The organism is Limnohabitans sp. INBF003 (assembly GCF_055396645.1).
In genome coordinates, this window is record NZ_AP029222.1 from 1 (window position 1) to 21712 (window position 21712).

Below are 21712 nucleotides of genomic sequence, written 5' to 3' on the forward strand. Positions count from 1 at the left end.
GATGGCCATTCGAATGCGTTCCGGCATGTGGATAAGCTCTTGATAAGCCCAATCTCACTACCGTAGTTCTTGTCAACTGTCCACAAAAAATAAATACAACATGTCCGAGGGATTTCCCCCAGAATTTCAGGCCGAAGAAGGCCACTCCTTGTGGCAGGCGTGCGTGGATGAGCTGTCCCGCGAGCTGCCCGAGCAGCAGTTCAACACCTGGATCAAACCCCTGACCGCGCAGATCTCGGAAGACCAGCAGCGCCTCACTTTGTTTGTGGCCAACCGCTTCAAGCTCGACTGGATCCGGGCCCAATATGCGGGCCGTCTGGCCGCCATGCTGGAAAGCCTGCAAGGCCATCCAGTTCAAATAGAGTTAGTGATCACTCCTCGCGATAGCGCCGTCAGGCCTGCACGGCAGTCCACACCATCGTCGATGGAAAACGCGCCTGAGCCGATGGATTTGCCCGATGAACCCGCAGCCAACACCTTCCGCAGCCGACTCAACACCGCCCTGACTTTTGACAACCTGGTCGAGGGCACGGCCAACCGCATGGCGCGTGCGGCGGCCATGCACGTGTCGGGCTCGCCGGGGCACTTGTACAACCCGCTTTTCATCTATGGCGGTGTCGGTCTGGGCAAGACCCACTTGATGCACGCCATCGGCAACAAGCTGCTGGCCGACCGCCCCGAATCCAAGGTTCTCTACATCCATGCAGAACAGTTTGTGTCGGATGTGGTTAAAGCCTACCAGCGCAAGACTTTTGACGAGTTCAAACACCACTACCATTCGCTCGATTTGCTGCTGATTGACGATGTGCAGTTCTTTGCCAACAAAGACCGCACCCAAGAAGAATTCTTCAATGCCTTTGAGGCCTTGCTGGCCAAAAAGTCGCACATCGTGATGACCAGCGATACCTATCCCAAGGGCCTGGCCGACATACACGAGCGCTTGGTTTCCCGCTTTGATTCGGGCCTGACCGTGGCCATGGAGCCGCCCGAACTCGAAATGCGCGTGGCCATTCTGATCAACAAGGCCATCAGCGAAGGCAGCGAAATGCCCGAAGAAGTGGCGTTTTTCGTGGCCAAAAACGTGCGTTCCAACGTGCGTGAACTCGAAGGCGCGCTGCGCAAAATTCTGGCCTATTCGCGTTTCAACCAGAAGGAAATCTCCATCCAGCTGGCCCGCGATGCGCTGCGCGATCTGCTGTCCATTCAAAACCGGCAGATCAGCGTCGAGAACATCCAGAAAACGGTGGCCGACTATTACAAGATCAAGGTCGCCGACATGTACAGCAAAAAGCGCCCCGCCAGCATTGCCCGGCCGCGCCAGATTGCCATGTACCTGGCCAAGGAAATGACCCAAAAGAGCCTGCCCGAGATCGGCGAGCTGTTTGGCGGGCGTGACCACACCACCGTGCTGCATGCCGTGCGCAAAATCAACGCCGAGCGCCTGCAGCTGACCGAACTCAACCAGCAGCTGCACGTGCTGGAACAGACGCTCAAGGGCTGATGACAAGCCGTTTTCCCCCTGTGGGAGCTCGCCCCTGCGGCCGAATGGCAAATTTGGCCACTGGCCAGCACCAAGGCATTTGGTCGGGCGGGCATTCGCGAGCGGGGGCTCGCTCCCACACAGACCCCGCTTATCCCCGGCAAAAGAATGCCCAATCAGGGGTTTTGGGCAAAAAATCAGCCGAAAAACGGCGAAAATGTACCCTGTTTGCATCCATCAGCCCATCTTGGGCTGACGCCTCAAAAGAACCACCAAAGGTAGACAAATGATCGTCCTGAAGGCCACCCAAGACAAATTGCTGTCGGTCCTGCAATCCGTGTCCGGCATCGTCGAGCGCCGCCACACCCTGCCCGTGCTGGCCAACGTGCTGATCCGCAAAACCGGTCATGCCGTGCAGCTGACCACCAGCGATCTGGAAATCCAGATCCGCACCACCGCCGAGATGGACGGCGACCCAGGCGACTTCACCACCACCGTGGGCGCCCGCAAACTCATCGACATCCTGCGCACCATGCCCGCCGACCAAACGGTGAGCCTGGAGTCCTCGCAAGCCAAGCTGATCCTCAAAGGTGGCAAGTCCAAGTTCACCTTGCAGACCTTGCCTGCAGAAGACTTTCCGCTGGTGCAAGAAGCCGCCAGCTTCGGCCCCGTGTTCAGCGTGCCGCAAAAAACCCTCAAGACCCTGCTCGGTCAGGTTTCGTTTGCGATGGCCGTGCACGACATCCGTTATTACCTGAACGGCATCCTGTTCGTGGCCGAAGGCAACCGACTGAGTTTGGTTGCCACCGATGGTCACCGCCTGGCCTTCACGGCCGCCACGCTCGACGTGGAAGTGCCCACCAAACAAGAAGTCATCTTGCCGCGCAAGACCGTGCTCGAGCTGCAGCGCTTGCTGTCGGACGCCGACGGCGCGATCGAGATGCAATTCGCCAACAACCAGGCCAAGTTCAGTTTTGACGGCATGGAGTTCGTGACCAAGCTGGTCGAGGGCAAGTTCCCCGACTACAACCGCGTGATCCCCAAAGGCCACAGCAACAACCTGACCCTGGGCCGTCAAGCCCTGCTGTCTTGCTTGCAGCGCACCGCCATCCTGACCAGCGACAAGTTCAAGGGCGTGCGCCTGAACCTCGACCCCGGCAGCTTGCGCGTGGCCTCCACCAACGCCGAACAAGAAGAAGCCGTGGACGAACTCGACATCGACTACGGTGGCGACAGCATCGAAATCGGCTTCAACGTCACCTACATCATCGACGTGCTCAGCAACATGGGCCAGGACATGGTCCGCATCGATCTGGCCGACGCCAACAGCTCGGCGCTGATCACGATCCCCGAGAACGACAACTTCAAATATGTGGTGATGCCAATGCGCATTTAAGGCGAAAGCCCACAAGGCCCACCTTATCGAAACCCGCGACCTCTCGCGGGTTTCGGCCATTCAAGCGACAGAGAAAATTGAACATGACCGACGAAATCAACCCCAGCGAAGAAGCGTTCACCACCGCTCAACCCAAGATCGACGCCCACCAGGCGGGCGCATCCGAGGGCTACGGCGAAGGCTCCATCCAGATTCTGGAAGGCCTGGAAGCGGTGCGCAAACGCCCTGGCATGTACATCGGCGACACGTCCGATGGCACGGGTTTGCACCATCTGGTTTTTGAGGTCGTGGACAACTCGATCGACGAAGCGCTGGCCGGCCACTGCGACGACATCGTCGTCACCATCCACAGCGACAACTCCATCAGCGTCACCGACAACGGCCGCGGCATCCCCACGGGCGTGAAGATGGACGACAAGCACGAGCCCAAGCGCAGTGCGTCAGAGATCGCCTTGACCGAACTGCACGCAGGCGGCAAGTTCAACCAAAACAGCTACAAGGTCTCCGGCGGTTTGCACGGCGTGGGCGTGTCGTGTGTGAACGCGCTCAGCAAGTGGCTGCGCCTCACGGTGCGTCGCGAGGGCAAAGTCCATCAGATCGACTTTGCCAAAGGCTTTGTGCAAAACCGTTTGCTCGAAACCGTCGATAGCGTTGAAGTCTCGCCCATGCGCGTCACGGGTGCCACCGACAAGCGCGGCACCGAAGTGCACTTCCTGCCCGATACCGAAATCTTCACGCAGAACACGGATTTCCATTACGAAATCTTGGCCAAGCGTTTGCGCGAGTTGTCATTCTTGAATAACGGCGTGCGCATTCGCCTGAAAGACGAACGCAGCGGCAAAGAGGATGACTTCTCGGGCGCCGGTGGCGTCAAGGGCTTTGTCGACTTCATCAACGCCAACAAAAAAGTGTTGCACCCCAACGCCTTCCACGCCAACGGCGAACGCCCGGCCGACAGCTACGGCGGCATCCCCGGCACCAGCATCGGAGTCGAAGTGGCCATGCAATGGAACGACGGCTACAACGAATCGGTGCTCTGCTTCACCAACAACATCCCGCAGCGTGACGGTGGCACCCACCTGACCGGTCTGCGTGCGGCGATGACCCGCGTCATCAGCAAGTACATCGAGAAAAACGAGATCGCCAAAAAGCAAAAAGTCGAAGTCAGCGGCGACGACATGCGCGAAGGCCTGTGCTGCGTGCTGAGCGTGAAAGTGCCTGAGCCCAAATTCTCGAGCCAGACCAAAGACAAGCTGGTCTCCAGCGAAGTGCGTGCCCCGGTCGAAGACATCGTGGCCAAAGCGCTGACCGACTTTTTGGAAGAGCGCCCTAACGACGCGAAGATCATTTGCGGCAAGATCGTTGAAGCCGCTCGTGCCCGCGAAGCTGCTCGCAAAGCCCGCGAAATGACACGCCGCAAAGGCGTGCTCGACGGCATGGGCCTGCCCGGCAAACTGGCCGACTGCCAGGAAAAAGACCCAGCCCTGTGCGAAATCTACATCGTCGAGGGTGACTCCGCCGGCGGCTCGGCCAAGCAAGGCCGCGACCGTAAATTCCAGGCCATCCTGCCTCTGCGCGGCAAGATCCTGAACGTCGAAAAAGCCCGCTACGAAAAACTGCTCACCAGCAACGAAATCGTCACGCTCATCACCGCCTTGGGCACCGGCATCGGCAAAGCCACCGCCGAATCCGGCAAGAGCGGCACCGACGACTTCAACGTCGACAAACTGCGCTACCACCGCATCATCATCATGACCGACGCCGACGTGGACGGCGCGCACATCCGTACCCTGCTGCTGACCTTCTTCTACCGCCAGATGCCCGATCTGGTGGAGCGTGGCCACATCTACATTGCCCAGCCACCGCTGTACAAAGTCAAGGCCGGCAAAGAAGAGCTCTACCTCAAAGACGGCCCGGCGCTCGACGGCTTCTTGCTGCGCATCGCGCTCAAAGACGCCAGCATCAGCACCGGTGGCGCTGCGCCGCAAGTGCTGACAGGCGAGACTCTGGAAGCACTGGCCCGCAAACACCAAGTGGCCGAATCGGTCATTGCACGCCTGTCCAACTTCATGGACGCCGAAGCCCTGCGGGCCATGGCCGACGGCGTGTCACTCAACCTGGACACGCTGGAGCAAGCCGCCGAATGCGCCCCCGCGCTGCAAGCCAAACTGCGCGAACTCAACACCACCGGCATCCCCGCCGAAGTGGCCGCCGAGTTCGACGTGCGCACCGACAAACCCATTCTGCGCATCAGCCGCCGCCACCACGGTAACATCAAGAGCAGCATCATCACGCAAGACTTTGTGCACGGCGCTGACTACGGCGCACTGGCCGAAGCCGCCGAGACCTTCCGCGGCCTGCTCAGCGAAGGTGCCAAAGCCACACGCGGCGAAGGCGAGCGCCAAAAAGAAGAAAAAGTGAGCGACTTCCGCCAAGCCATGCATTGGCTCATCAGCGAAGCCGAACGGACCACCAGCCGCCAGCGCTACAAAGGTCTGGGCGAGATGAACCCCGCCCAACTGTGGGAAACCACCATGGACCCCACCGTGCGCCGCCTGCTGCGCGTGCAGATCGACGACGCCATCGAAGCCGACCGCGTGTTCACCATGCTCATGGGCGACGAGGTGGAGCCGCGGCGCCACTTCATCGAGAGCAACGCGCTGCGGGCGGGGAACATCGATATTTGATCAATCTTGTAGATGTGCCCATAACCTGAGAAAAAGGGGCCCATGAGTTGAGAAACTTATGGGCCCCTTGCTTTGGTCTGCCCGATTCGGCTGTTCAAGCTTCCTCAAAGTGCAGCAGAATGGATTTTTCTGCTTCCTTATAAAGAAGCAATTTATTGCAAATCACGCCCTAAGTTGGCCATCTTTCACACCCCTACCCTAGAAAGAAAGGGAAGGCTTGTGTGCGTACTGTTTTCACCCTGTCCCCGAAGACGAGGACGAATAAGCTTTCGGTGCTCTGATTGCTACAACCTCGACCAGTTTGACCTTGTTGGCATAATATGCCAATTCTGTTTCAACAAGGAGCCCTCCCATGCCCACCCGAAACGTCGTGCTGACTGATCACCAAGCTGCGCTGATCGAGCAGCTGGTCCAAAGCGGCCGCTATCAAAATGCCAGCGAAGTTCTGCGTGAGGGGCTGCGCATGGTGGAGCAGCGAGACACCGAGGACGCTTATCGACTTGCGGCTTTGCGAAAAGCAGCCCAAGAGGGCATTGCCGATATCGATGCGGGGCGTTTTAAGACTTTTGAATCCAAGCAAGGTTTGCGCGATCACATGCAGGGCATTGCAGCCAAAGTGCGCACTGTCCAATGAGTCCGGTATGGGCAGTTCGGTTGGCAGAAAAGGCCGAGCACGACTTGCTTGACGCGCTTGTTTGGACGACTGATCAGTTCGGTGCACTTCAGGCGGATGACTACCTTGAGACGCTGACGCTTGCATTGGAGGCGCTGACCGATGGCCCCAACATTGTGGGCAGCAAAGTCCGCGACGATATCGGGCTGGGTATTCGGACACTGCATGTCGCACGACTGGGCAGAAAAGGCCGCCATTTGGTGGTTTTCAGGTTGGCGGACGGTCAAGCCATTGATGTCATCCGCTTGCTTCATGACAGCATGGATTTGGCCAAGCATTTGCCGGATTGATGAGGCGGCTGTTGATATCGGGTGACGATCATGCCAACCCATCCACCACCATCACTCCCCGCAGGCCCACCCCAAAACTCTGAAAGCCTTGCGCGTCCCATTGGGCGCTGCTGTCAATGTTGTCGTGTTGGTGGCCGTGCACCGTCATGCGCACGCCCATGCGGCGGGCCAGTGAGTCCAGCTCTTTGAATCCGTGCTCGTGGTAGCCGGGCGCTTCGTGGGTGATGAGGATGTCGGCTTGCAGCGTGGCCAGTTGTTCCACCTCGTCGGGGTAGATGGTGGACCAGTGCTTGAGGTGCACGCCGCCTTGCCAGCGGTCTTGGCGCGGCGTGACTCGTGCGTGCGCTTCGCGGTTGCGAAACTTGGGGGCTTGTGCGTCTTTGGGGTACCACACCGCACCGCGAAACACGCCACCCAGCCCGGCGATGCGCGTGCCGCAGGGCAGCGTGACGACGCGGCCGTGCAGGCTCCGCACGGCCAGCTCAGGGTGCCACACGTTGGCAAAGTTGTCAGCGTGGTCGGTGTCGTGGTTGCCGTGGATGAACCAGACGCGCTCCCAAATGGCTTCCAGCTCAATGTGCAGCGGCCGTGCCGGCTCCAGATCGCCGAGCAGGATCACGGCGCGGGCGTGAGTTTGCAAGGCCGCATCGATGATGTGCTGCCATTGGCCGTGCGGGTCGCCGCAGAAGAGGATGGGGCCGGTCATGTGTGCGCAGCTTGGGGCGGTCAGTGTTGAACTGTCCAGGGGTTGATCACGGTGACGCCCGCCGCTTCAAACGGGCTGGCGTCGCGCGTGGCCACCATGAAGCCATGGCGCTTTGCCGTGGCGGCGATGTAACCGTCAGCGGTCGAGATGGCTCGGCCTTGGGTGCGAGCAGTCGAAAGAATGTCTGCATAGGCCTGAGACGCACTGGCGTCAAAAGGCAGGATTCGGTCAGCGAACAAGGGCAGGATGCGTTGCTCCAGACCCAGGTGCAGGGTCTCTTTGCGTTTGCCCGTTGGCAGTGCCGCGATGCCAAAGCGCAATTCGGCCAAGCTGATGGCGGACAGGTAAAGGGTGTCGATGGATTGCGCGTCGATCCACGCCAAAACGCCCGCATCCGCTGACAGTTTCAGTGGCTCCGAGATGACGTTGGTGTTGAGCAAGATCATTCAAACCCCATGGGTTCTGCGGGTGTTTTGTCGCGCTCCATATTCAAGTCAAAGCCGCCAGCCTCTTGGCCAATCTCGGCCAGCAGCGATCCCAGTTGGATGCGCCCTTGCGGGCGTGCGGCTTGCTCCAGAATGGCGCGCACTTCGGCCTCTGTGCTGCGGCCCGCCAACGAGGCGCGCAGGCGAAGGGCTCTGTGGGTTTCTTCGGGCAAGTTGCGGATGGTGATGGATGACATGGCAGGGTCTCCTGATTTGCGCCGAATGATATCACTTAATTAATTTTGATATCAAAGCTTGTTTTGCGAGTGGCAGCATGCTCATGGCAGTGAAAGCCGCCATTGGTGGTGTTGACCGGGTAACACCTTGGCTATACTGATGGCAACAGGAGCCTCAAAATGCCGACCTTTTCTGTCAAATTGGACGAACAATCCCGCGCCAAGGTGCAAGCTGCGGCCAGCCAACGTGGCGTGACGCCGCACGCCTTCATGGTGCAAGCCATTGAGTTGGCCGTGGCCCGCTCTGAAGAAGAGGACGCTTTGGTTCAGCGTGCGTTGCAGGCGCGGCAAAACTTGCTGCAAACAGGCCTGGTCGTGGATGGGCGGGCGATGGCCGAATACCTGAAAGACAAGGTGCGAGGCGGCACGCGCACGCGGCCAGCGGCACAAGGGCTTGAGCAGTTGCTGGCCCCGCGGTCATGACGCAGTTGGTGCATTCCCCGGAGGCGGCTAACGACCTCGAAGAGCTGGTAGATTTTTTGTTGGTGAGTCGACCTGAACACGCGGTTGAAACGGTGGACTTGGTGCTGGATGCTTTGTCAGTGTTAGAGCGCCATCCGTTGATGGGACGCCCCGTGGCACAGGGTATGCGCGAGCTTGTGATCTCACGCGGAAGATCGGGATATCTGGCGCTGTATGCTTTCGACGCCGCTGCCGATGTGGTGTTCGTGCTGGCCATCAAGCACCAGCGTGAACAAGACTATCACTGAACCCCCATGACCCCCATCGCCATCATCGACTTCGAAACCACCGGCATCTCGCCCAACATGGGCGACCGCGCCACCGAGGTGGCCATCGTCATGCTCGAAGGCGGGCAGGTGGTGGACCGCTATCAAAGCCTGATGAACGCCGGGGTGCGGGTCAACAGTTTCATCACCCAGCTCACGGGCATCACCAACGAGATGGTGCAGGCCGCGCCCCCGGCCGAGCAGGTCATGCGCGAGGCAGCCCGCTTTGTGGGCGGGCGGCCCATGGTGGCGCACAACGCGGCCTTTGACAAAAAATTCTGGCAGGCCGAGCTGGCGCGTTGCGGGCAAGACGGCTCGCACGCTTTTGCCTGCACTTTGCTGCTGTCGCGCCGCTTGTACCCGCAAGCGCCCAACCACAAGCTGGGCACGCTGGCGGCGCTGCACCATTTGCCGTCGTCAGGCCGTGCCCACCGTGCGTTGGCCGACGCCGAAATGGCCGCGCATTTGCTGGCGCAGATGCAGCACGACCTGAAAATCCGCTACGGCTGCACCCAGACAGACCACGCTTTGCTGATGGGCCTGCAGCGCACCAGCCGCCACCTGGTGGGCAACTATTTGAAGCAGCGGGCGGGGGCTTAAGCCTGCACCACGTCCAGATAAGCCTCTCGTGTTTCGGGGCTGACGGCGCTCAGGGCTTGTTCGTAGCGGGTCTGGTGTTGGGCCAGCATGCGGGCCGAGGCGATGGTTTTGGATTTGCAGAACCAGTGGCAGCTGTGCTGCATCAAAAACATCTCGCCCATCATGCGGAACGAGCGCTCTTTGGATGGCAAGCCTTGTGGGTTGCTTACCGCGAGGGTGATGCCTTGGGCGTGCACCTCGAGCATGCGGCGCATGTCGAACGTGGCTTTGGGCGAGAGCTGGTCGATGAAAGGCAGTGCCACCTTGAAGGCCCGTGTCACGGGGGCGGGCAGCTTGGCAAATTCGCGGGCCAGGTTCTGGAACTCGTTGGCCAGTTGCTGTTCGGCCGCTTCTTGCAGTTGCAAAATTTGCTGCTGCCGCTCGGGGTCACTTTCCCCCAGCGCCCGCATGTAGGCACTGGTGAGCTGTTCCATGTGTTTTTCGATTTGGTAGGGCCGTAATTGTTCGGCCAGCAGGGCGGTGCGTTTGCGCTGGCCTTGGGTGTTGAGCCAGTGGATGCCCGTGGCCAAAATGAACAGCAGACTGAGGAATTCCATAAATACAGTGTGTCTTGACCAGAATGGCCGTTGCGCCAAGTGTATGAGGTCAGGCCGCTGCCGCTGCAAAAGCACCGGATGTGCGCCTGAAACGAGCCTGAACACAAGGCGCCTGCTTGGTATGGGCGCTGACGCACACAGGCGGGCCAAAGAGGGCCAATTGGAGAGTGGACTCTAAAGTGCGGGTTTTCCCTTGTGTTGGTCCGGGTGAACTGTTCAAATTGCTGCATTGCAACAAACCTTTCCAAGGAACACACCATGAACTTCAACGCCGAACAATTCTCCGCTGCCCAACAAGCCAACCTGACTGCTGCTGCAGACCTGTCGCAAACCGCTTTCGCTGGTTTCGAGCGTCTGGTTGAGCTGAACATGGCCGCTGGCAAAGCCGCTGTGGGCGAGTCTTTCTCCAACGTGCAAGCCCTGATGGGTGCCAAGTCGCCTCAAGACCTGTTGGCTGTGCAAGCCGCTTTGGTGCAGCCTGCTTTCGAAAAGTCGGTGTCTTATGGCCGTCACCTGGCTGACATCGCCAACAGCACCAGCGCCGTGTTCACCAAAGCCGTCGAAGGCAAAATGGCCGAATCCGAAAAAGCTGTCAAAAGCTTGGTCGAAAACAGCCTGAAAAACGCACCTGCCGGTTCTGACGCTGCTGTGGCCGTGATCAAAACCGCTTTCGAAGCCAGCCAGACTGCTGCTGAAACCCTGAAAAAAGTGGCCAAGCAAGCTGCTGACACTGCCGAGTCCAACATCAAGGCTGCTACAGCCCAAGCCGAAGCTTCGGTCAAGGCCGCCATGTCCAAGGCCAAAGCCAAGGCCTGAGCTGCCGCTCAATGAGCAGGCGCTGGTCGCCTGCTTTCTACAATCAGGGTGTCTTCGGGCACCCTTTTTGTTTTGGATTGCACACATGTCACCTGCCTTGGCCCAAGCCTCTGCCCCCGTTCTCCACATCGAAGGCGGCGTGGCCACCCTCACCCTGAACCGCCCGGCCCAGCGCAACCGTCTGGAAAACGCCGACCTCAAGGCTTTGTTGGCCCATTTTGAAACCGTCAACCAGCAACCCGATGTGCGCGTGCTGGTGCTGACCGCCAACACGGCGGGCCAGCCCAAGCCGGTGTTTTGCGCGGGCTATGACATTGGCGGGTTCGACGAACCCGGCCATGGCTCGTCTTTTTTCGAAGAAATCCCCGACGCCCTGGCCGCGCTGCGCCCCGTGACCATTTGTGCCCTGAACGGCAGCGTGTACGGCGGTGCGACCGATGTGGTGTTGGCCTGTGATTTGCGCATCGGCTTGCAGGGCGTCGAGTGGCGCATGCCCGCCACGGCGCTGGGTTTGCATTACTACCCGAGCGGTTTGCAGCGTTATGTGAGCCGTTTTGGCTTGGCCGGTGCCAAACGCGCGTTTTTGACGGCCCGGCCTTTTTCTCCAGAGCAGCTGAATGCCATGGGTTTGTTTGAAGCGCTGGTGACGCCGCAAGAATGGACCGCCACGTTGCAGGCGCTGGTGCAGGACATTCTGGCCTTGGCCCCGTTGGCGGTGCAGGAAACCAAAAAGTCGCTGCGCGAGATCGAAACCGGGCAGGCCGACGTGGCCCGTTTGCGTGAGCGCGAGCACATGACCAGCTGCAGCGCCGACTTTGCCGAGGGCCGCGCTGCGTTTGCCGAACGGCGCAAGCCGGTTTTTGTGGGGCGGTGACGGGGCTATCAAGTATTGGCGATTCGAGCCGATGCTTATCTGTCATGCAATCAAATTCAATCCTCGGACGCGCCATGAAGGCGGGCCATCTGGCGGTCATCTCTTGGGGCTGGCTGGCTTTGGCCGCACCTGCCCAGGCCGGGCAATACCAGTTGTTGGCAGAGCAAGCCAACACGGTGGTGGTGGCTGCGCGCGTGCAGAACGCCGAGCAGGTGTGCAACCTTGAAATCACGGTTCAGGGGCAGACGGTCATGGAGCGCGAAGTGCAGGCGCCCTACTTTGAGGCCCGCATTGACATCACGCCGCAAGACGTTGAATCGGTCGCGGTCACTTGGCGCGGCAAGTCCAAGCGGGTCAACGATGTCGTGGTCAATGCCTGCCCCACACAGGGTGGGACGCAATACCCGGTGGTTTTTGACAATGCGCCCTTGCGTGCGGCTTGGGCCAGCTTGTTGTCGCAAATGAACCCGGCCAAGGCCGAATGCGTGCGCATGGCTTTGCAAGCAGATCGTGTGCGCTATGAGTGGTTTGATCTCAACGGCAGGCAGGTCAGCCCGGAGGATTGGCGTATCCAGCGGGCCTTGACCCAATGCGATGGGTTTGTGGAGCGCAAAAAGGCCTGGGGAGATCAAAACGCCAAAAACTTTGCCTGCGTGCTGCCCGGTGGTTTGAAAACCCGCTGCGAGGGTTATTACAGTGCCACCGAAAATGGCAAATCGCAGCCCATTTCATTGGCAACCGCAGTCCAGCGGCAACTTGAAAACCGGGCATGGAGCACAGGTGTGCGCGAAACGGCTGCAGCCAAAGGGGCACGCCAAAAAGAAGATCTGGCTGCGAAGGCCCGCATCGCCGCAGAAGAGGTTGCCAAAGTCAAAGCGGAAGAAGAAGCACGCATTCGCGAAGCCCAACTGGCGAAAGAAGCCATAGAGGCGCAAGCCCGGGAGCGCAAAGAAAAGGCCGAAGCCGATCATGTCCGGCGGTTGCAGGAACTTGAACGGCTGGAGCAAGTGCGTCTGGAAAAACGCAGCTGGTTGCTCAAGCAGCTGGAAAAGCTCAAGCGCGACCCCAAAACCGATGACAAGGCAGAAGACGCCAAATCCAAAGAAGATAAGTCCAAAGAGGCCAAAGCCGAGCCGGTCAAACCGGAAGTGGCTGCGCCCAAGGAAGTGAAACCTCAAGAAGCCAAGCCTGAAGAGGTCAAGCCAAAGTAAGCGCCGGCTCTTTGTGGGAGCGAGCCCCTGCTCGCGAATGCCCGTTAATCCCGGTTTGAGGCCGATCGCCCTGCCGACCAGGCTGTGCCCATGGACGCGGCCATCACCATCCCGATGGCTAGGCCCTGGAACGGCGTCAAGCGCTCGGACAGCACCAGCCAGCCCGCTAAGGCCCCCACAGCCGGTTCCAGGCTGAGCAAGATGCTGAAGGTGTTTTTGGGCAGGTGGTTCAGCGCAAACATCTCCAGCGCATAAGGAATCGCGCTCGACAGCAGCGCCACGGCCAGGCCTGCCAGCAGCCATTGCGGGTCAAACAGGGCGCTGCCCGCATGAAGCACGCCAATCGGTGCCACCACCAGGGCCGCCGCCAGCATGCCCAAGGGCGTGGCCATGCCCCCGTAGCGCATGGCCACGCGTTGGCCAAAGACGATGTAAAGCGCCCAGCAAATGCCTGCGGCCAGAGCAAGGCCCATGCCCAGCGGATCGAGTGCGGCGTCCGCCCCGGGCAGCGGCAACAGCAAGCCCAGGCCCAGAATGGCCAGCGCCACCCAAAGCCAGTCGCTGGCTTTTTTGGAGGTCCAGACCGCCACCGCCAGGGGGCCCGTGAATTCGATGGCAATGGCCACCCCAAAGGGGATGGTCTTGATGGCGCTGTAAAACAGCAGGTTCATGACGCCCAGCGTGACGCCGTACAAGCCCAGCGGCAGGGCGTCGGCCCAGACCCATTTCCGACGCCAGGGGCGGAACACGGCCATCAGCATCAGCATGGCAAACACGAGGCGATAAGCCGTGGTGCCCTCGGCCCCCAAGGCGGGGAACAGGCTTTTGGCAAACGAGGTGCCGATCGACAAAGACACCAGGCTGCCCAACAAGGCCAGCATGGCCCACAAACGCGAATTCAAGGGGGTGTCTCTTTCAGTGGGGCGCGGTTTGCGGGGGCATTCCGTCGGGTCAAAAGGCTTTTAGGCGGCATCATAGCGCCGCATACAATGGCGGCTTCGTCCGCGGGGCGCACATGCGCCACCCGATCAAACCCGAATTTGCCTTTTTGTGGAGCTTCCATGTTCATCTCTTCCGCTTTTGCCCAAACTGCTCCAGCTGCCGCCGCTGGTGGCGACATGCAGTCCACTTTGATGAGCATGCTGCCTTTGTTGCTGATGTTTGCGGTCTTGTATTTCGTCATGATCCGCCCCCAGATGAAAAAGCAAAAAGAGCACCGCAGCATGATCGACGCCTTGGCCAAAGGTGACGAAGTCGTGACCGCCGGTGGCCTGTTGGGCAAAGTCAGCAAAATTGGCGACGCCTACATTGGCGTGGAATTGACCGCTGGCGTCGAAGTGCAATTGCAGCGCAGCGCGGTGGTTCAGGTCTTGCCCAAAGGCAGCCTGAAGTAATTTTTCCGGGTTCATCCATGGGGCGTTGGCCGTTGCCAGCCCCGATTTTTCATCCTGCACGCGAGTCACTATGAACCGTTACCCGGTCTGGAAGTACGCGATCATCGTGATCGCCATGTTGCTGGGCGTGGTCTACACCCTGCCTAATTTTTTTGGTGAAGCCCCTGCGGTGCAGGTGTCTTCGGGCAAGGCGACCATCAAAGTCGACACCGCCACCCTGCAAAAGGTCGAGGACACGCTCAAGGCGGCTGCGCTCAATCCCCAGATGGTCACTTTGGAAGGGGGCTCGATCCGGGCCCGTTTCGAGAGCACAGACCAGCAACTGAAGGCCAAAGACGCCATTCAGAAGGCCTTGATCCCCGAGGGTGCTGACCCCCAGTTTGTGGTGGCCTTGAACCTCGTCTCGCGCTCACCGGCCTGGCTGACATCGCTGCACGCGTCCCCCATGTATTTGGGGCTGGACTTGCGCGGCGGCGTGCACTTCATGCTGCAAGTCGACATGCAGGCGGCGTTGACCCAGCGTGTGGAGTCCCTCACGGGTGACCTGCGCAGCCTGCTGCGCGAAAAAGACGTGCGCCATGGCGGCATCAGCCGCAATGGCCAGGCGATCGAAATCCGCCTGCGCGATGCGCAGCAACTCGAAGCCGCCAAACGTGTGATGTCGGCCCAGTTTGCCGACCTGCAAACCCAGGAAGTGGCCGAGGGCAGCGAATTCCGCCTGACTGCCAGCATCAAGCCCGAAGCCGCCCGCAAGGTGCAAGAGCAGGCGCTCAAGCAAAACATCACCACGCTGCACAACCGGATCAACGAACTGGGCGTGGCCGAACCGGTGATCCAGCAGCAAGGCCTGGACCGTATCGTGGTGCAGCTGCCCGGCGTGCAGGACACGGCCAAGGCCAAAGACATTTTGGGCCGCACCGCCACACTCGAAGTGCGCATGGTGGACGAAAGCACCGAAGCGCGTGGCGCTGAACAGGCTGGCGGCATCGTGCCTTTTGGCGCTGAACGCTATCTGGAGCGCGATGGCCGCCCACTGATCGTCAAAAAACAAGTGGTGCTCACGGGTGACAACCTGACCGATGCGCAACCCGGTTTTGATGGCCAGACACAAGAGCCCGTGGTCAACCTGACGCTGGACGCCAAGGGCGCCCGCATCTTCAAGGATGTGACGCGCGACAACGTTGGCAAGCGCATGGCCATCATCTTGTTTGAAAAGGGCAAGGGCGAAGTGGTGACGGCGCCTGTAATCCGCGCCGAGATCGGTGGCGGACGCGTGCAGATTTCGGGCCGCATGACCACAGCCGAAGCCAACGACACCGCCTTGCTGCTGCGTGCCGGATCGCTGGCCGCGCCGATGGAGATCATCGAAGAGCGCACCATTGGCCCGAGCCTGGGTGCCGAAAACATTGCCAAGGGCTTCAACAGCGTGACCTGGGGTTTCCTGGTGATCGTGGCCTTCATGGTGGTTTATTACGCGGTGTTTGGTTTGTTCTCTGGCATCGCGCTGGGCGTGAACCTGCTGTTTTTGGTGGCCATTTTGTCGATGCTGCAAGCCACTTTGACCCTGCCCGGCATGGCCGCGATGGCGCTCGCTTTGGGCATGGCCATTGACTCGAACGTGCTGATCAACGAGCGCGTGCGTGAAGAGCTGCGCAACGGGGCCAGCCCGCAAGCGGCCATCCATTCGGGGTATGACCGCGCCTGGGCCACCATTTTGGACTCCAACATCACCACCTTGATCGCGGGCGTGGCCTTGCTGGCCTTTGGCTCCGGCCCGGTGCGCGGCTTTGCGGTGGTGCATTGCATCGGCATTCTGACCAGCATGTTCTCTGCGGTGTTTTTCTCGCGCGGCTTGGTCAACCTTTGGTATGGCAGCAAGAAGAAACTGAAATCGGTGTCGATCGGCACGGTGTGGCGGCCTGAAGGCGGCTCGGCGGTGAAAGCCGACTAAGGGGAAAAGACCATGGAATTGTTCAAAATCAGAAAAGACATCCCGTTCATGAAGAACGCGTTGGTCTTCAACGCGATCTCCTTTGTGACCTTTGCGTTGGCCGTGTTTTTCTTGTTCAGCCGTGGCCTGCACCTGTCGGTGGAGTTCACTGGCGGCACCTTGATGGAAGTCAGCTACAGCCAGCCTGCAGACCTGCAAAAGGTGCGCGGCACGGTGGGCACGCTGGGGTTCAGCGAAGTGCAGGTGCAGAACTTTGGCACGGCCCGCGACGTGATGATCCGTCTGCCCGCGCAAAAAGGCGTGAGTTCGGCGCAGCAAAGCGAAAAGGTTTTGTCGGCCCTCAAGGCCAATGACCCGGACGTCACGCTGCGGCGCACCGAGTTTGTCGGCCCGCAAGTGGGTGACGAGCTGGCGCATGACGGACTCAAGGCCCTGGGCTTTGTGGTGTTGGGCATCATGGTTTACTTGGCCATCCGCTTCGAGTGGAAGTTCGCCGTCTCGGCCATCATCGCCAACTTGCACGACGTGATCATCATCCTGGGCTTTTTTGCCTTCTTCCAGTGGGAATTCTCATTGGCCGTGTTGGCTGCGGTGCTGGCGGTGCTGGGTTACTCGGTGAACGAGTCGGTGGTGATTTTTGACCGGATTCGCGAGAACTTCCGCCGTTACCGCAAGATGAACACGGTCGAGATCATCGACAACGCGATCACCTCCACCATCAGCCGCACAATCATCACCCACGGCTCCACGCAGATCATGGTGTTGTCGATGTTGCTGTTTGGCGGCGAGACGCTGCACTACTTCGCCATGGCCCTGACCATCGGCATCTGCTTTGGCATTTACTCCTCGGTCTTCGTGGCCGCTGCCATTGCCATGTGGCTGGGCATCCAGCGCGAAGACCTGATCAAGCCGCTCAAGAAAGACAACGACCCGGGCGACGAAAACGCGGGCGCGGTGGTCTGACCACCAGCAACGAAAGGGCCACAAGTGGCCCTTTTCTTTTTTGTGTTTGATTTTTTGGGGATTGCGCTCTTTGTGGGAGGTCGCCCCTGCGGCCGAATGACTGCATCACCCCTCCGGCTTTCGCGAGCAGGGGCTCGCTCCCACAAAAACAGGTGCAGGCAGGAGCTTCAGCTCAGGCGCTGCCTTTCGATGACTGCCTTGTCTGTGTCGAAGTCGTTGACCTAAGCGGCCCCGATGCGCTGAAACAGCCCGCCCGGCAAGCGACCGACCTGCCCCATCAGTTCCAGCTCCATCAGTTGGGCTTGCAGTCGGGCGGTGGCCCAGCCGCAACGTGCTTGCAGGGCGTCTAGGCTCACCGGGTCATGGCCGAGCGCTGCCAGCAGCTCGTCTTCGGGCAGGTCGTCAGATGCCGCAACCAAAGCCAGCGGCACTTGTGCCAATGCATCAGGCAGCCGCAATTCTTCCAGCACGTCTTGCGCCGACTCCACGAGTTTGGCCCCTTGCTTGATCAGCAGGTGGCAGCCCTTGGATTGGGCCGAGTGGATCGAGCCAGGGATGGCCATGACATCGCGGCCTTGCTCCAGTGCTTGTTTGGCCGTGATGAGCGAGCCCGATTGCAAGGCCGCCTCCACCACCAACGTGGCTTGCGACAAGCCCGAAATCAGCCGGTTGCGACGTGGGAAATTAGGCGCCAGAGGCGGCGTGCCCAGCGGGTATTCGCTGAGTATCAGCCCTCTTTGGGCAATCTGGTGCGCCAGATCGCGGTGCTGGCGCGGATAGACGCGGTCCAGCCCGGTGCCGACCACGGCGATGGTGGGCCAGGGGCCGCCGGGTGCGCTTCCGTCCTGTGCCCCCAACAGGGCACCTTCGTGGGCTGCACCATCGATGCCCAATGCCAAGCCTGAGATGACCGTCAGCCCGCTGCCGGCCAGGCTGCGGGCAAATTCACGGGCATTGATCAGGCCTTGCGGCGTCGGGTTGCGGCTGCCCACCATGGCCACGGTTTGCCCGGCTTGCAGGCCGCTCAGGGCCTTGGTTTGGCCCATGGCGTAAAGCATCAGCGGTGGATCGGGAATTTCCAGCAGTGCGCTGGGGTAGTCGGCATCGCCCAGCGTGACCACGGCACGGCCAATGCCGGTGTCGGTGCCGACTTGCAACCAGTTCCAGGTTTCGTCGGTCAGTTCGGGCCAGCCCAAGGGCGTTTCACGCAAGGCCTTGGCTTGCAGTACCGAAACAACTTGGCGCAAGGCCGTCTCGGTTTGCTCAAAGAGGGCATCGGGTTCGCCAAATGCCGCCAGCAAGCGCCTGGCGGCGTCCGGCCCGACGCCGGGTGTGAGCGCCAGGCGCAACCAAGAGCCCAACGCTTCGGGGGTGTTCACCATCATGTCTCCCTGCGCAGCCTTGGCGGCTGTCTGTGGAGCCATTGTGGGCCAAACCCGGCGTGCTGCCTAGGGTTCGGGGTGATGGTTCGGGCTTATGCGTGGCGGCTTTGCCGGTGGTGAGCCAGCCAGCCAAACAACAGGTGGTTGGCCAAAGCCACTGCCCAGCAGATGAAGCCTGTCCAGAGGGTATGGCTGGGGTAGTGCGCGCCCCTCAAGCTTTGGGTGAGCCCCAAAACCAGCCCGAGCAGCAGCACGCCGATCAGGATGCGCCGCCCGGTGCTGCGTTGAGTGGTCAGCCCCGAACCGAGCCAGGGCAGAGCCAGCCCGACAAACGCCAGGGCCGATGACGCGTGCCCACCAGGAAAGCAATGGCCCGCGCCACCGTCCAGCACGCCCCAATGCCAGTGCGAGACATAGATCGCCGCGCCGCCGAAATCCTGCAGATCCCAAGGGCAACTGGTCAGGCTGAAGCGCTTGAGCGTGCTGATGGTGATGAGCCCCAGCGTGATGCCCACCATGATTTCGGTGCGTTGCAAGCGGGTCAATTGGCGAAACGCGCCTTGCGGCCACCAGACCATGGCCAGCAGGCCGAGGTAGACCACGATGGCCAGTTGCTTGGCCCGGTTGTGCAAAATTTCTTCCATCCACCAGTTGCTGCGCAGGCTGAAGGCGCTGCCGTCGGCAATCCAGTGCATCACCGCCCTGTCGAGGCCGGAAAAATCCCAGGCCAGCAGGCACAACAGCGCGACCCAGGTGAACTGCCCCAGACGTCTGGAAGGACTGAGGTCGCCCGGTGTGGCGTAAGCGGGTGCTGGGGTCATGTGTCTTGAGGGCGTCAAAGTTGGAGCCCAGAATGTAATGGGGTTTGCTCGGTGCGTGGCAAGACAACCGGGTTTTGTCATGCCTTTGCCAGGCGCTTCAGCGCAACTTCATATGCCATGTCTAGAATCGAGCCCATTTTGTACCTTGGATCTATCTTGTGACAGACCCCATCAAGCTTCTTTCTGCGCGTTCTGCTTGGCACCCCACGGCCTTGCTGGCGGTCTTGACCGTCTGGCTGGGCACCGTGGGCAATGTCCCGTTCTGGATGGCTCTGTGGAAACTGCCCGAAACGCAAGGCTTGCGTGGGCTGACCACCACGGCCAGCCTCTGGCTGATTTTGCTGGGCTTTGTGGGCTGGTTTTTGTGCCTGTGGGTTTGGCCACGCTGGCTCAAGCCTGCGGCCGTGGTGCTGTTGCTGACGGTGACTTCCAGCAGTTATTTCATGCTGACTTATGGTGTGGTCATCGACCCCAGCATGTTGGCCAACGTGGTGCAGACCGATGTGCGTGAGGTGCGCGACCTGTTGTCGTGGCCCATGCTGGCGGCCTTGGTTGTGGGTGTGGTTCTCCCCGGCGTCTGGTTGTTGCGTCAGCCGGTTCGGGCGGTGAACGCCAAGCCGCTCATCTTGCGGCAATTGGGTGTGTCTTTGCTGGCCTTGCTGGTGGCCTTGGGCTTGTTCTGGATGTCGTTTCAGGACATTGCCTCGCTGACCCGCAACCACAAGCATTTGCGCTACATGATCAACCCGTTCAACAGCGTGTATGCGGTCACCCGTTTGTTTGTGGGGCAAGCGGCCCAGGCCAGCCAGCCTTTGCTGGCGATTGGCGATGACGCGCAAGGGGCGGCCGCTGTGGCCACGCCAGACCAAGCGCCCTTGGTGGTGTTTGTTTTGGGCGAGACGGCCAGAGCCGCCAATTTTGGTTTGAGCGGCTATGCGCGTGACACCACGCCGCAGTTGCGCAAGTTGCAAGCCCAGGGTGACCTGACCTATTTTTCGGACGTCACATCTTGTGGCACCAGCACACAGGCCTCGGTGCCCTGCATGTTCTCTCACTTGGGCAAGGCTGCGTATGAGGGCAATGGCCAGCGCTTTGAGAGCTTGCTGGATGTGTTGCAACGTGCGGGCTTGGCCGTGCTCTGGCTGGACAACCAGTCGGGCTGCAAGGGCGTGTGTGACCGGGTGCCCAATGTGGCGACCACGGCGCTGAACGTGCCCGAGTTTTGCAAAGACGGCGAATGTCTGGACGAAGTGATGCTGCACGAGCTGCCCAAGCAGCTGGCCGCGCTGGACCCTGCCAAGCGGGCCAAAGGCACGGTGGTGGTGATGCACCAGATGGGCAGCCATGGCCCGGCTTATTACAAGCGTTCGCCAGACGCGATCAAGCAGTTCCTGCCCGAGTGCAGCAGCCACGCCTTGCAAAATTGCCCACCCGAGCAGATCGTCAATGCGTACGACAACTCGATCCTCTACGCCGATCATTTCATCGCCAAAACGGTGCATTGGCTGCAAGCGCAGTCGCGCCCCACGGCGCTGATGTACATGTCTGACCACGGCGAGTCATTGGGTGAAAAAGGGCTTTACTTGCACGGCATGCCCTACAGCATGGCCCCCAAAGAGCAAACCCATGTGCCCATGGTGGTGTGGCTGTCCAAGCCCATGCAGCGCCAGCGGGGCTGGAGCATGTCGTGCTTGCAGGCGCAAAGCGGCAAGGCCTTGTCGCACGACAACCTGTTTCACTCGGTGCTGGGCTTGGCCCAGGTCAAAACCCGTCTGGCCAAGCCCGAACTGGACCTCTTTGCCGCGTGTGCAGCGGGGCACTGAGCGCGCAGGCCCCAAAAGAACGGGCCTGTCCCGGCAGGCGCATCGGAAATTGGGGACAATACAGCCCTGATTTCCTTTCCGTTTTGACCCCATGGCCCTGCTTCCCATCCTTTGCTACCCCGACCCACGCCTGCACAAGGTGGCCCAGCCCGTGCAAGCGGTGGATGACCGCATCCGCGCCTTGATCGACGACATGCTGGCCACCATGTACGACGCCAGCGGCATTGGCCTGGCGGCCACGCAGATCGACGTGCATGAGCGTTTGGTGGTGATTGACGTGTCTGAAGAGCGCAACCAGCCGCTGGTGCTGATCAACCCCGAAATCACCTGGATGAGCGACGAGCGTGTCAAGGGTGAAGAAGGTTGTTTGTCGGTGCCTGGTATTTACGACGGCGTCGAGCGGGCCACCGCCGTCAAGCTCACAGCGCTGGACCGCCACGGCAAGGCTCAAAACATCGAGGCCGAAGGCATGCTGGCCATTTGCATCCAGCACGAGTTGGACCACTTGAAGGGCAAAGTGTTCGTCGAATACCTGTCCCCCCTCAAGCAAGGCCGCATCAAGACCAAACTGGTCAAAGCCCAAAAAGCCGAGCGCTGAGC

The 21712-nt window shown here is 60.4% G+C and carries 23 protein-coding genes; 16 read left to right on the forward strand and 7 right to left on the reverse strand.

The window, feature by feature from the left end:
* The first annotated feature begins 100 nt into the window (after nt 1-100).
* The 5 genes from dnaA to ACZ5VE_RS00025 all read left to right on the forward strand — a co-directional run bounded on the left by dnaA (nt 101) and on the right by ACZ5VE_RS00025 (nt 6526).
* The gene (gene dnaA, locus ACZ5VE_RS00005) at nt 101-1501 is read left to right on the forward strand and encodes a chromosomal replication initiator protein DnaA (protein WP_464456061.1); all 1401 of its coding nucleotides are present in this window, start codon (nt 101-103) and stop codon (nt 1499-1501) included.
* 265 nt (nt 1502-1766) lie between these two features.
* Entirely contained in the window at nt 1767-2876 is a 1110-nt protein-coding gene (gene dnaN / locus ACZ5VE_RS00010) for a DNA polymerase III subunit beta (protein ID WP_108312392.1), read from the forward strand.
* 83 nt (nt 2877-2959) lie between these two features.
* On the forward strand, nt 2960-5563 hold the full coding sequence (gyrB, locus tag ACZ5VE_RS00015; RefSeq protein WP_464456062.1) for a DNA topoisomerase (ATP-hydrolyzing) subunit B: 2604 nt from the start codon (nt 2960-2962) through the stop codon (nt 5561-5563).
* 352 nt (nt 5564-5915) lie between these two features.
* Nucleotides 5916-6197: a type II toxin-antitoxin system ParD family antitoxin gene (locus ACZ5VE_RS00020; protein WP_464456063.1), complete on the forward strand. Its 282-nt coding sequence runs from the start codon at nt 5916-5918 to the stop codon at nt 6195-6197.
* Nucleotides 6194-6526: a type II toxin-antitoxin system RelE/ParE family toxin gene (locus ACZ5VE_RS00025; RefSeq protein ID WP_464456064.1), complete on the forward strand. Its 333-nt coding sequence runs from the start codon at nt 6194-6196 to the stop codon at nt 6524-6526. Before ACZ5VE_RS00020 ends, ACZ5VE_RS00025 begins: the two co-directional genes overlap by 4 nt.
* 28 nt (nt 6527-6554) lie before the next feature.
* Here ACZ5VE_RS00025 and ACZ5VE_RS00030 read toward each other — a convergent pair whose 3' ends face one another.
* Genes ACZ5VE_RS00030 through ACZ5VE_RS00040 form a run of 3 tightly spaced genes read right to left on the reverse strand, consistent with a single transcriptional unit; the run spans nt 6555 to nt 7914 of the window.
* Nucleotides 6555-7232, reverse strand: coding sequence for a metallophosphoesterase family protein (locus ACZ5VE_RS00030; protein WP_464456065.1), 678 nt, complete (start codon nt 7230-7232; stop codon nt 6555-6557).
* Between the two features lie 20 nt (nt 7233-7252).
* Nucleotides 7253-7678 carry a PIN domain-containing protein gene (locus ACZ5VE_RS00035; RefSeq protein ID WP_464456066.1) on the reverse strand — a complete coding sequence of 142 codons (426 nt, stop codon included), beginning with the start codon at nt 7676-7678 and terminating at the stop codon, nt 7253-7255.
* Nucleotides 7675-7914 carry a FitA-like ribbon-helix-helix domain-containing protein gene (locus ACZ5VE_RS00040; RefSeq protein ID WP_464456067.1) on the reverse strand — a complete coding sequence of 80 codons (240 nt, stop codon included), beginning with the start codon at nt 7912-7914 and terminating at the stop codon, nt 7675-7677. Before ACZ5VE_RS00040 ends, ACZ5VE_RS00035 begins: the two co-directional genes overlap by 4 nt.
* 159 nt (nt 7915-8073) lie before the next feature.
* On the opposite strand from ACZ5VE_RS00040, the gene ACZ5VE_RS00045 reads away from it, so the two are divergent.
* From ACZ5VE_RS00045 to ACZ5VE_RS00055, 3 genes are read left to right on the forward strand one after another with little or no spacing between them, the layout of a single operon-like run.
* Nucleotides 8074-8376 carry a CopG family ribbon-helix-helix protein gene (locus ACZ5VE_RS00045; protein ID WP_464456068.1) on the forward strand — a complete coding sequence of 101 codons (303 nt, stop codon included), beginning with the start codon at nt 8074-8076 and terminating at the stop codon, nt 8374-8376.
* On the forward strand, nt 8373-8663 hold the full coding sequence (locus tag ACZ5VE_RS00050; RefSeq protein ID WP_464456069.1) for a type II toxin-antitoxin system RelE/ParE family toxin: 291 nt from the start codon (nt 8373-8375) through the stop codon (nt 8661-8663). The genes ACZ5VE_RS00045 and ACZ5VE_RS00050 overlap by 4 nt, the downstream gene beginning before the upstream one ends.
* A 6-nt stretch (nt 8664-8669) precedes the next feature.
* On the forward strand, nt 8670-9281 hold the full coding sequence (locus ACZ5VE_RS00055; protein WP_464456070.1) for a 3'-5' exonuclease: 612 nt from the start codon (nt 8670-8672) through the stop codon (nt 9279-9281).
* Here the strand turns inward: ACZ5VE_RS00055 and ACZ5VE_RS00060 are convergent.
* Nucleotides 9278-9877 (reverse strand): hypothetical protein, encoded by a 600-nt coding sequence (locus ACZ5VE_RS00060; RefSeq protein ID WP_464456071.1) that lies wholly within the window; start codon nt 9875-9877, stop codon nt 9278-9280. The genes ACZ5VE_RS00055 and ACZ5VE_RS00060 overlap by 4 nt on opposite strands.
* A gap of 258 nt (nt 9878-10135) precedes the next feature.
* Here ACZ5VE_RS00060 and phaP point away from each other — a divergent pair, with 258 nt between their 5' ends.
* From phaP to ACZ5VE_RS00075, 3 genes are all read left to right on the forward strand, one after another.
* Entirely contained in the window at nt 10136-10693 is a 558-nt protein-coding gene (gene phaP / locus ACZ5VE_RS00065; protein ID WP_464456072.1) for a TIGR01841 family phasin, read from the forward strand.
* Between the two features lie 85 nt (nt 10694-10778).
* Nucleotides 10779-11567, forward strand: a complete 789-nt coding sequence (locus tag ACZ5VE_RS00070) for an enoyl-CoA hydratase/isomerase family protein (protein ID WP_464456073.1) — start codon at nt 10779-10781, stop codon at nt 11565-11567.
* 44 nt (nt 11568-11611) lie between these two features.
* Nucleotides 11612-12778 (forward strand): hypothetical protein, encoded by a 1167-nt coding sequence (locus ACZ5VE_RS00075; RefSeq protein WP_464456074.1) that lies wholly within the window; start codon nt 11612-11614, stop codon nt 12776-12778.
* Nucleotides 12779-12822: 44 nt separating this feature from the next.
* Here ACZ5VE_RS00075 and ACZ5VE_RS00080 read toward each other — a convergent pair whose 3' ends face one another.
* Nucleotides 12823-13659, reverse strand: coding sequence for an EamA family transporter (locus ACZ5VE_RS00080; protein WP_464457523.1), 837 nt, complete (start codon nt 13657-13659; stop codon nt 12823-12825).
* Between the two features lie 180 nt (nt 13660-13839).
* On the opposite strand from ACZ5VE_RS00080, the gene yajC reads away from it, so the two are divergent.
* The 3 genes from yajC to secF all read left to right on the forward strand — a co-directional run bounded on the left by yajC (nt 13840) and on the right by secF (nt 17086).
* Nucleotides 13840-14172: a preprotein translocase subunit YajC gene (gene yajC / locus ACZ5VE_RS00085; RefSeq protein WP_108286098.1), complete on the forward strand. Its 333-nt coding sequence runs from the start codon at nt 13840-13842 to the stop codon at nt 14170-14172.
* Nucleotides 14173-14242: 70 nt separating this feature from the next.
* Complete coding sequence (gene secD / locus ACZ5VE_RS00090) at nt 14243-16123, forward strand: protein translocase subunit SecD (RefSeq protein ID WP_464456075.1); 1881 nt, start codon at nt 14243-14245, stop codon at nt 16121-16123.
* A gap of 12 nt (nt 16124-16135) precedes the next feature.
* Nucleotides 16136-17086: a protein translocase subunit SecF gene (gene secF, locus ACZ5VE_RS00095; RefSeq protein ID WP_464456076.1), complete on the forward strand. Its 951-nt coding sequence runs from the start codon at nt 16136-16138 to the stop codon at nt 17084-17086.
* Nucleotides 17087-17307: 221 nt separating this feature from the next.
* Here secF and dprA read toward each other — a convergent pair whose 3' ends face one another.
* Nucleotides 17308-18468 carry a DNA-processing protein DprA gene (dprA, locus tag ACZ5VE_RS00100; RefSeq protein ID WP_464457524.1) on the reverse strand — a complete coding sequence of 387 codons (1161 nt, stop codon included), beginning with the start codon at nt 18466-18468 and terminating at the stop codon, nt 17308-17310.
* A gap of 92 nt (nt 18469-18560) precedes the next feature.
* Nucleotides 18561-19289: a phosphatase PAP2 family protein gene (locus tag ACZ5VE_RS00105; RefSeq protein ID WP_464456077.1), complete on the reverse strand. Its 729-nt coding sequence runs from the start codon at nt 19287-19289 to the stop codon at nt 18561-18563.
* Nucleotides 19290-19447: 158 nt separating this feature from the next.
* Between ACZ5VE_RS00105 and ACZ5VE_RS00110 the strand changes: the two genes are divergently transcribed.
* Both ACZ5VE_RS00110 and def read left to right on the forward strand, forming a co-directional pair.
* The gene (locus ACZ5VE_RS00110; protein WP_464456078.1) at nt 19448-21112 is read left to right on the forward strand and encodes a phosphoethanolamine transferase; all 1665 of its coding nucleotides are present in this window, start codon (nt 19448-19450) and stop codon (nt 21110-21112) included.
* A 91-nt stretch (nt 21113-21203) separates the two neighbouring features.
* Nucleotides 21204-21710 (forward strand): peptide deformylase, encoded by a 507-nt coding sequence (gene def / locus ACZ5VE_RS00115; RefSeq protein ID WP_464456079.1) that lies wholly within the window; start codon nt 21204-21206, stop codon nt 21708-21710.
* Nucleotides 21711-21712 lie beyond the last annotated feature (2 nt).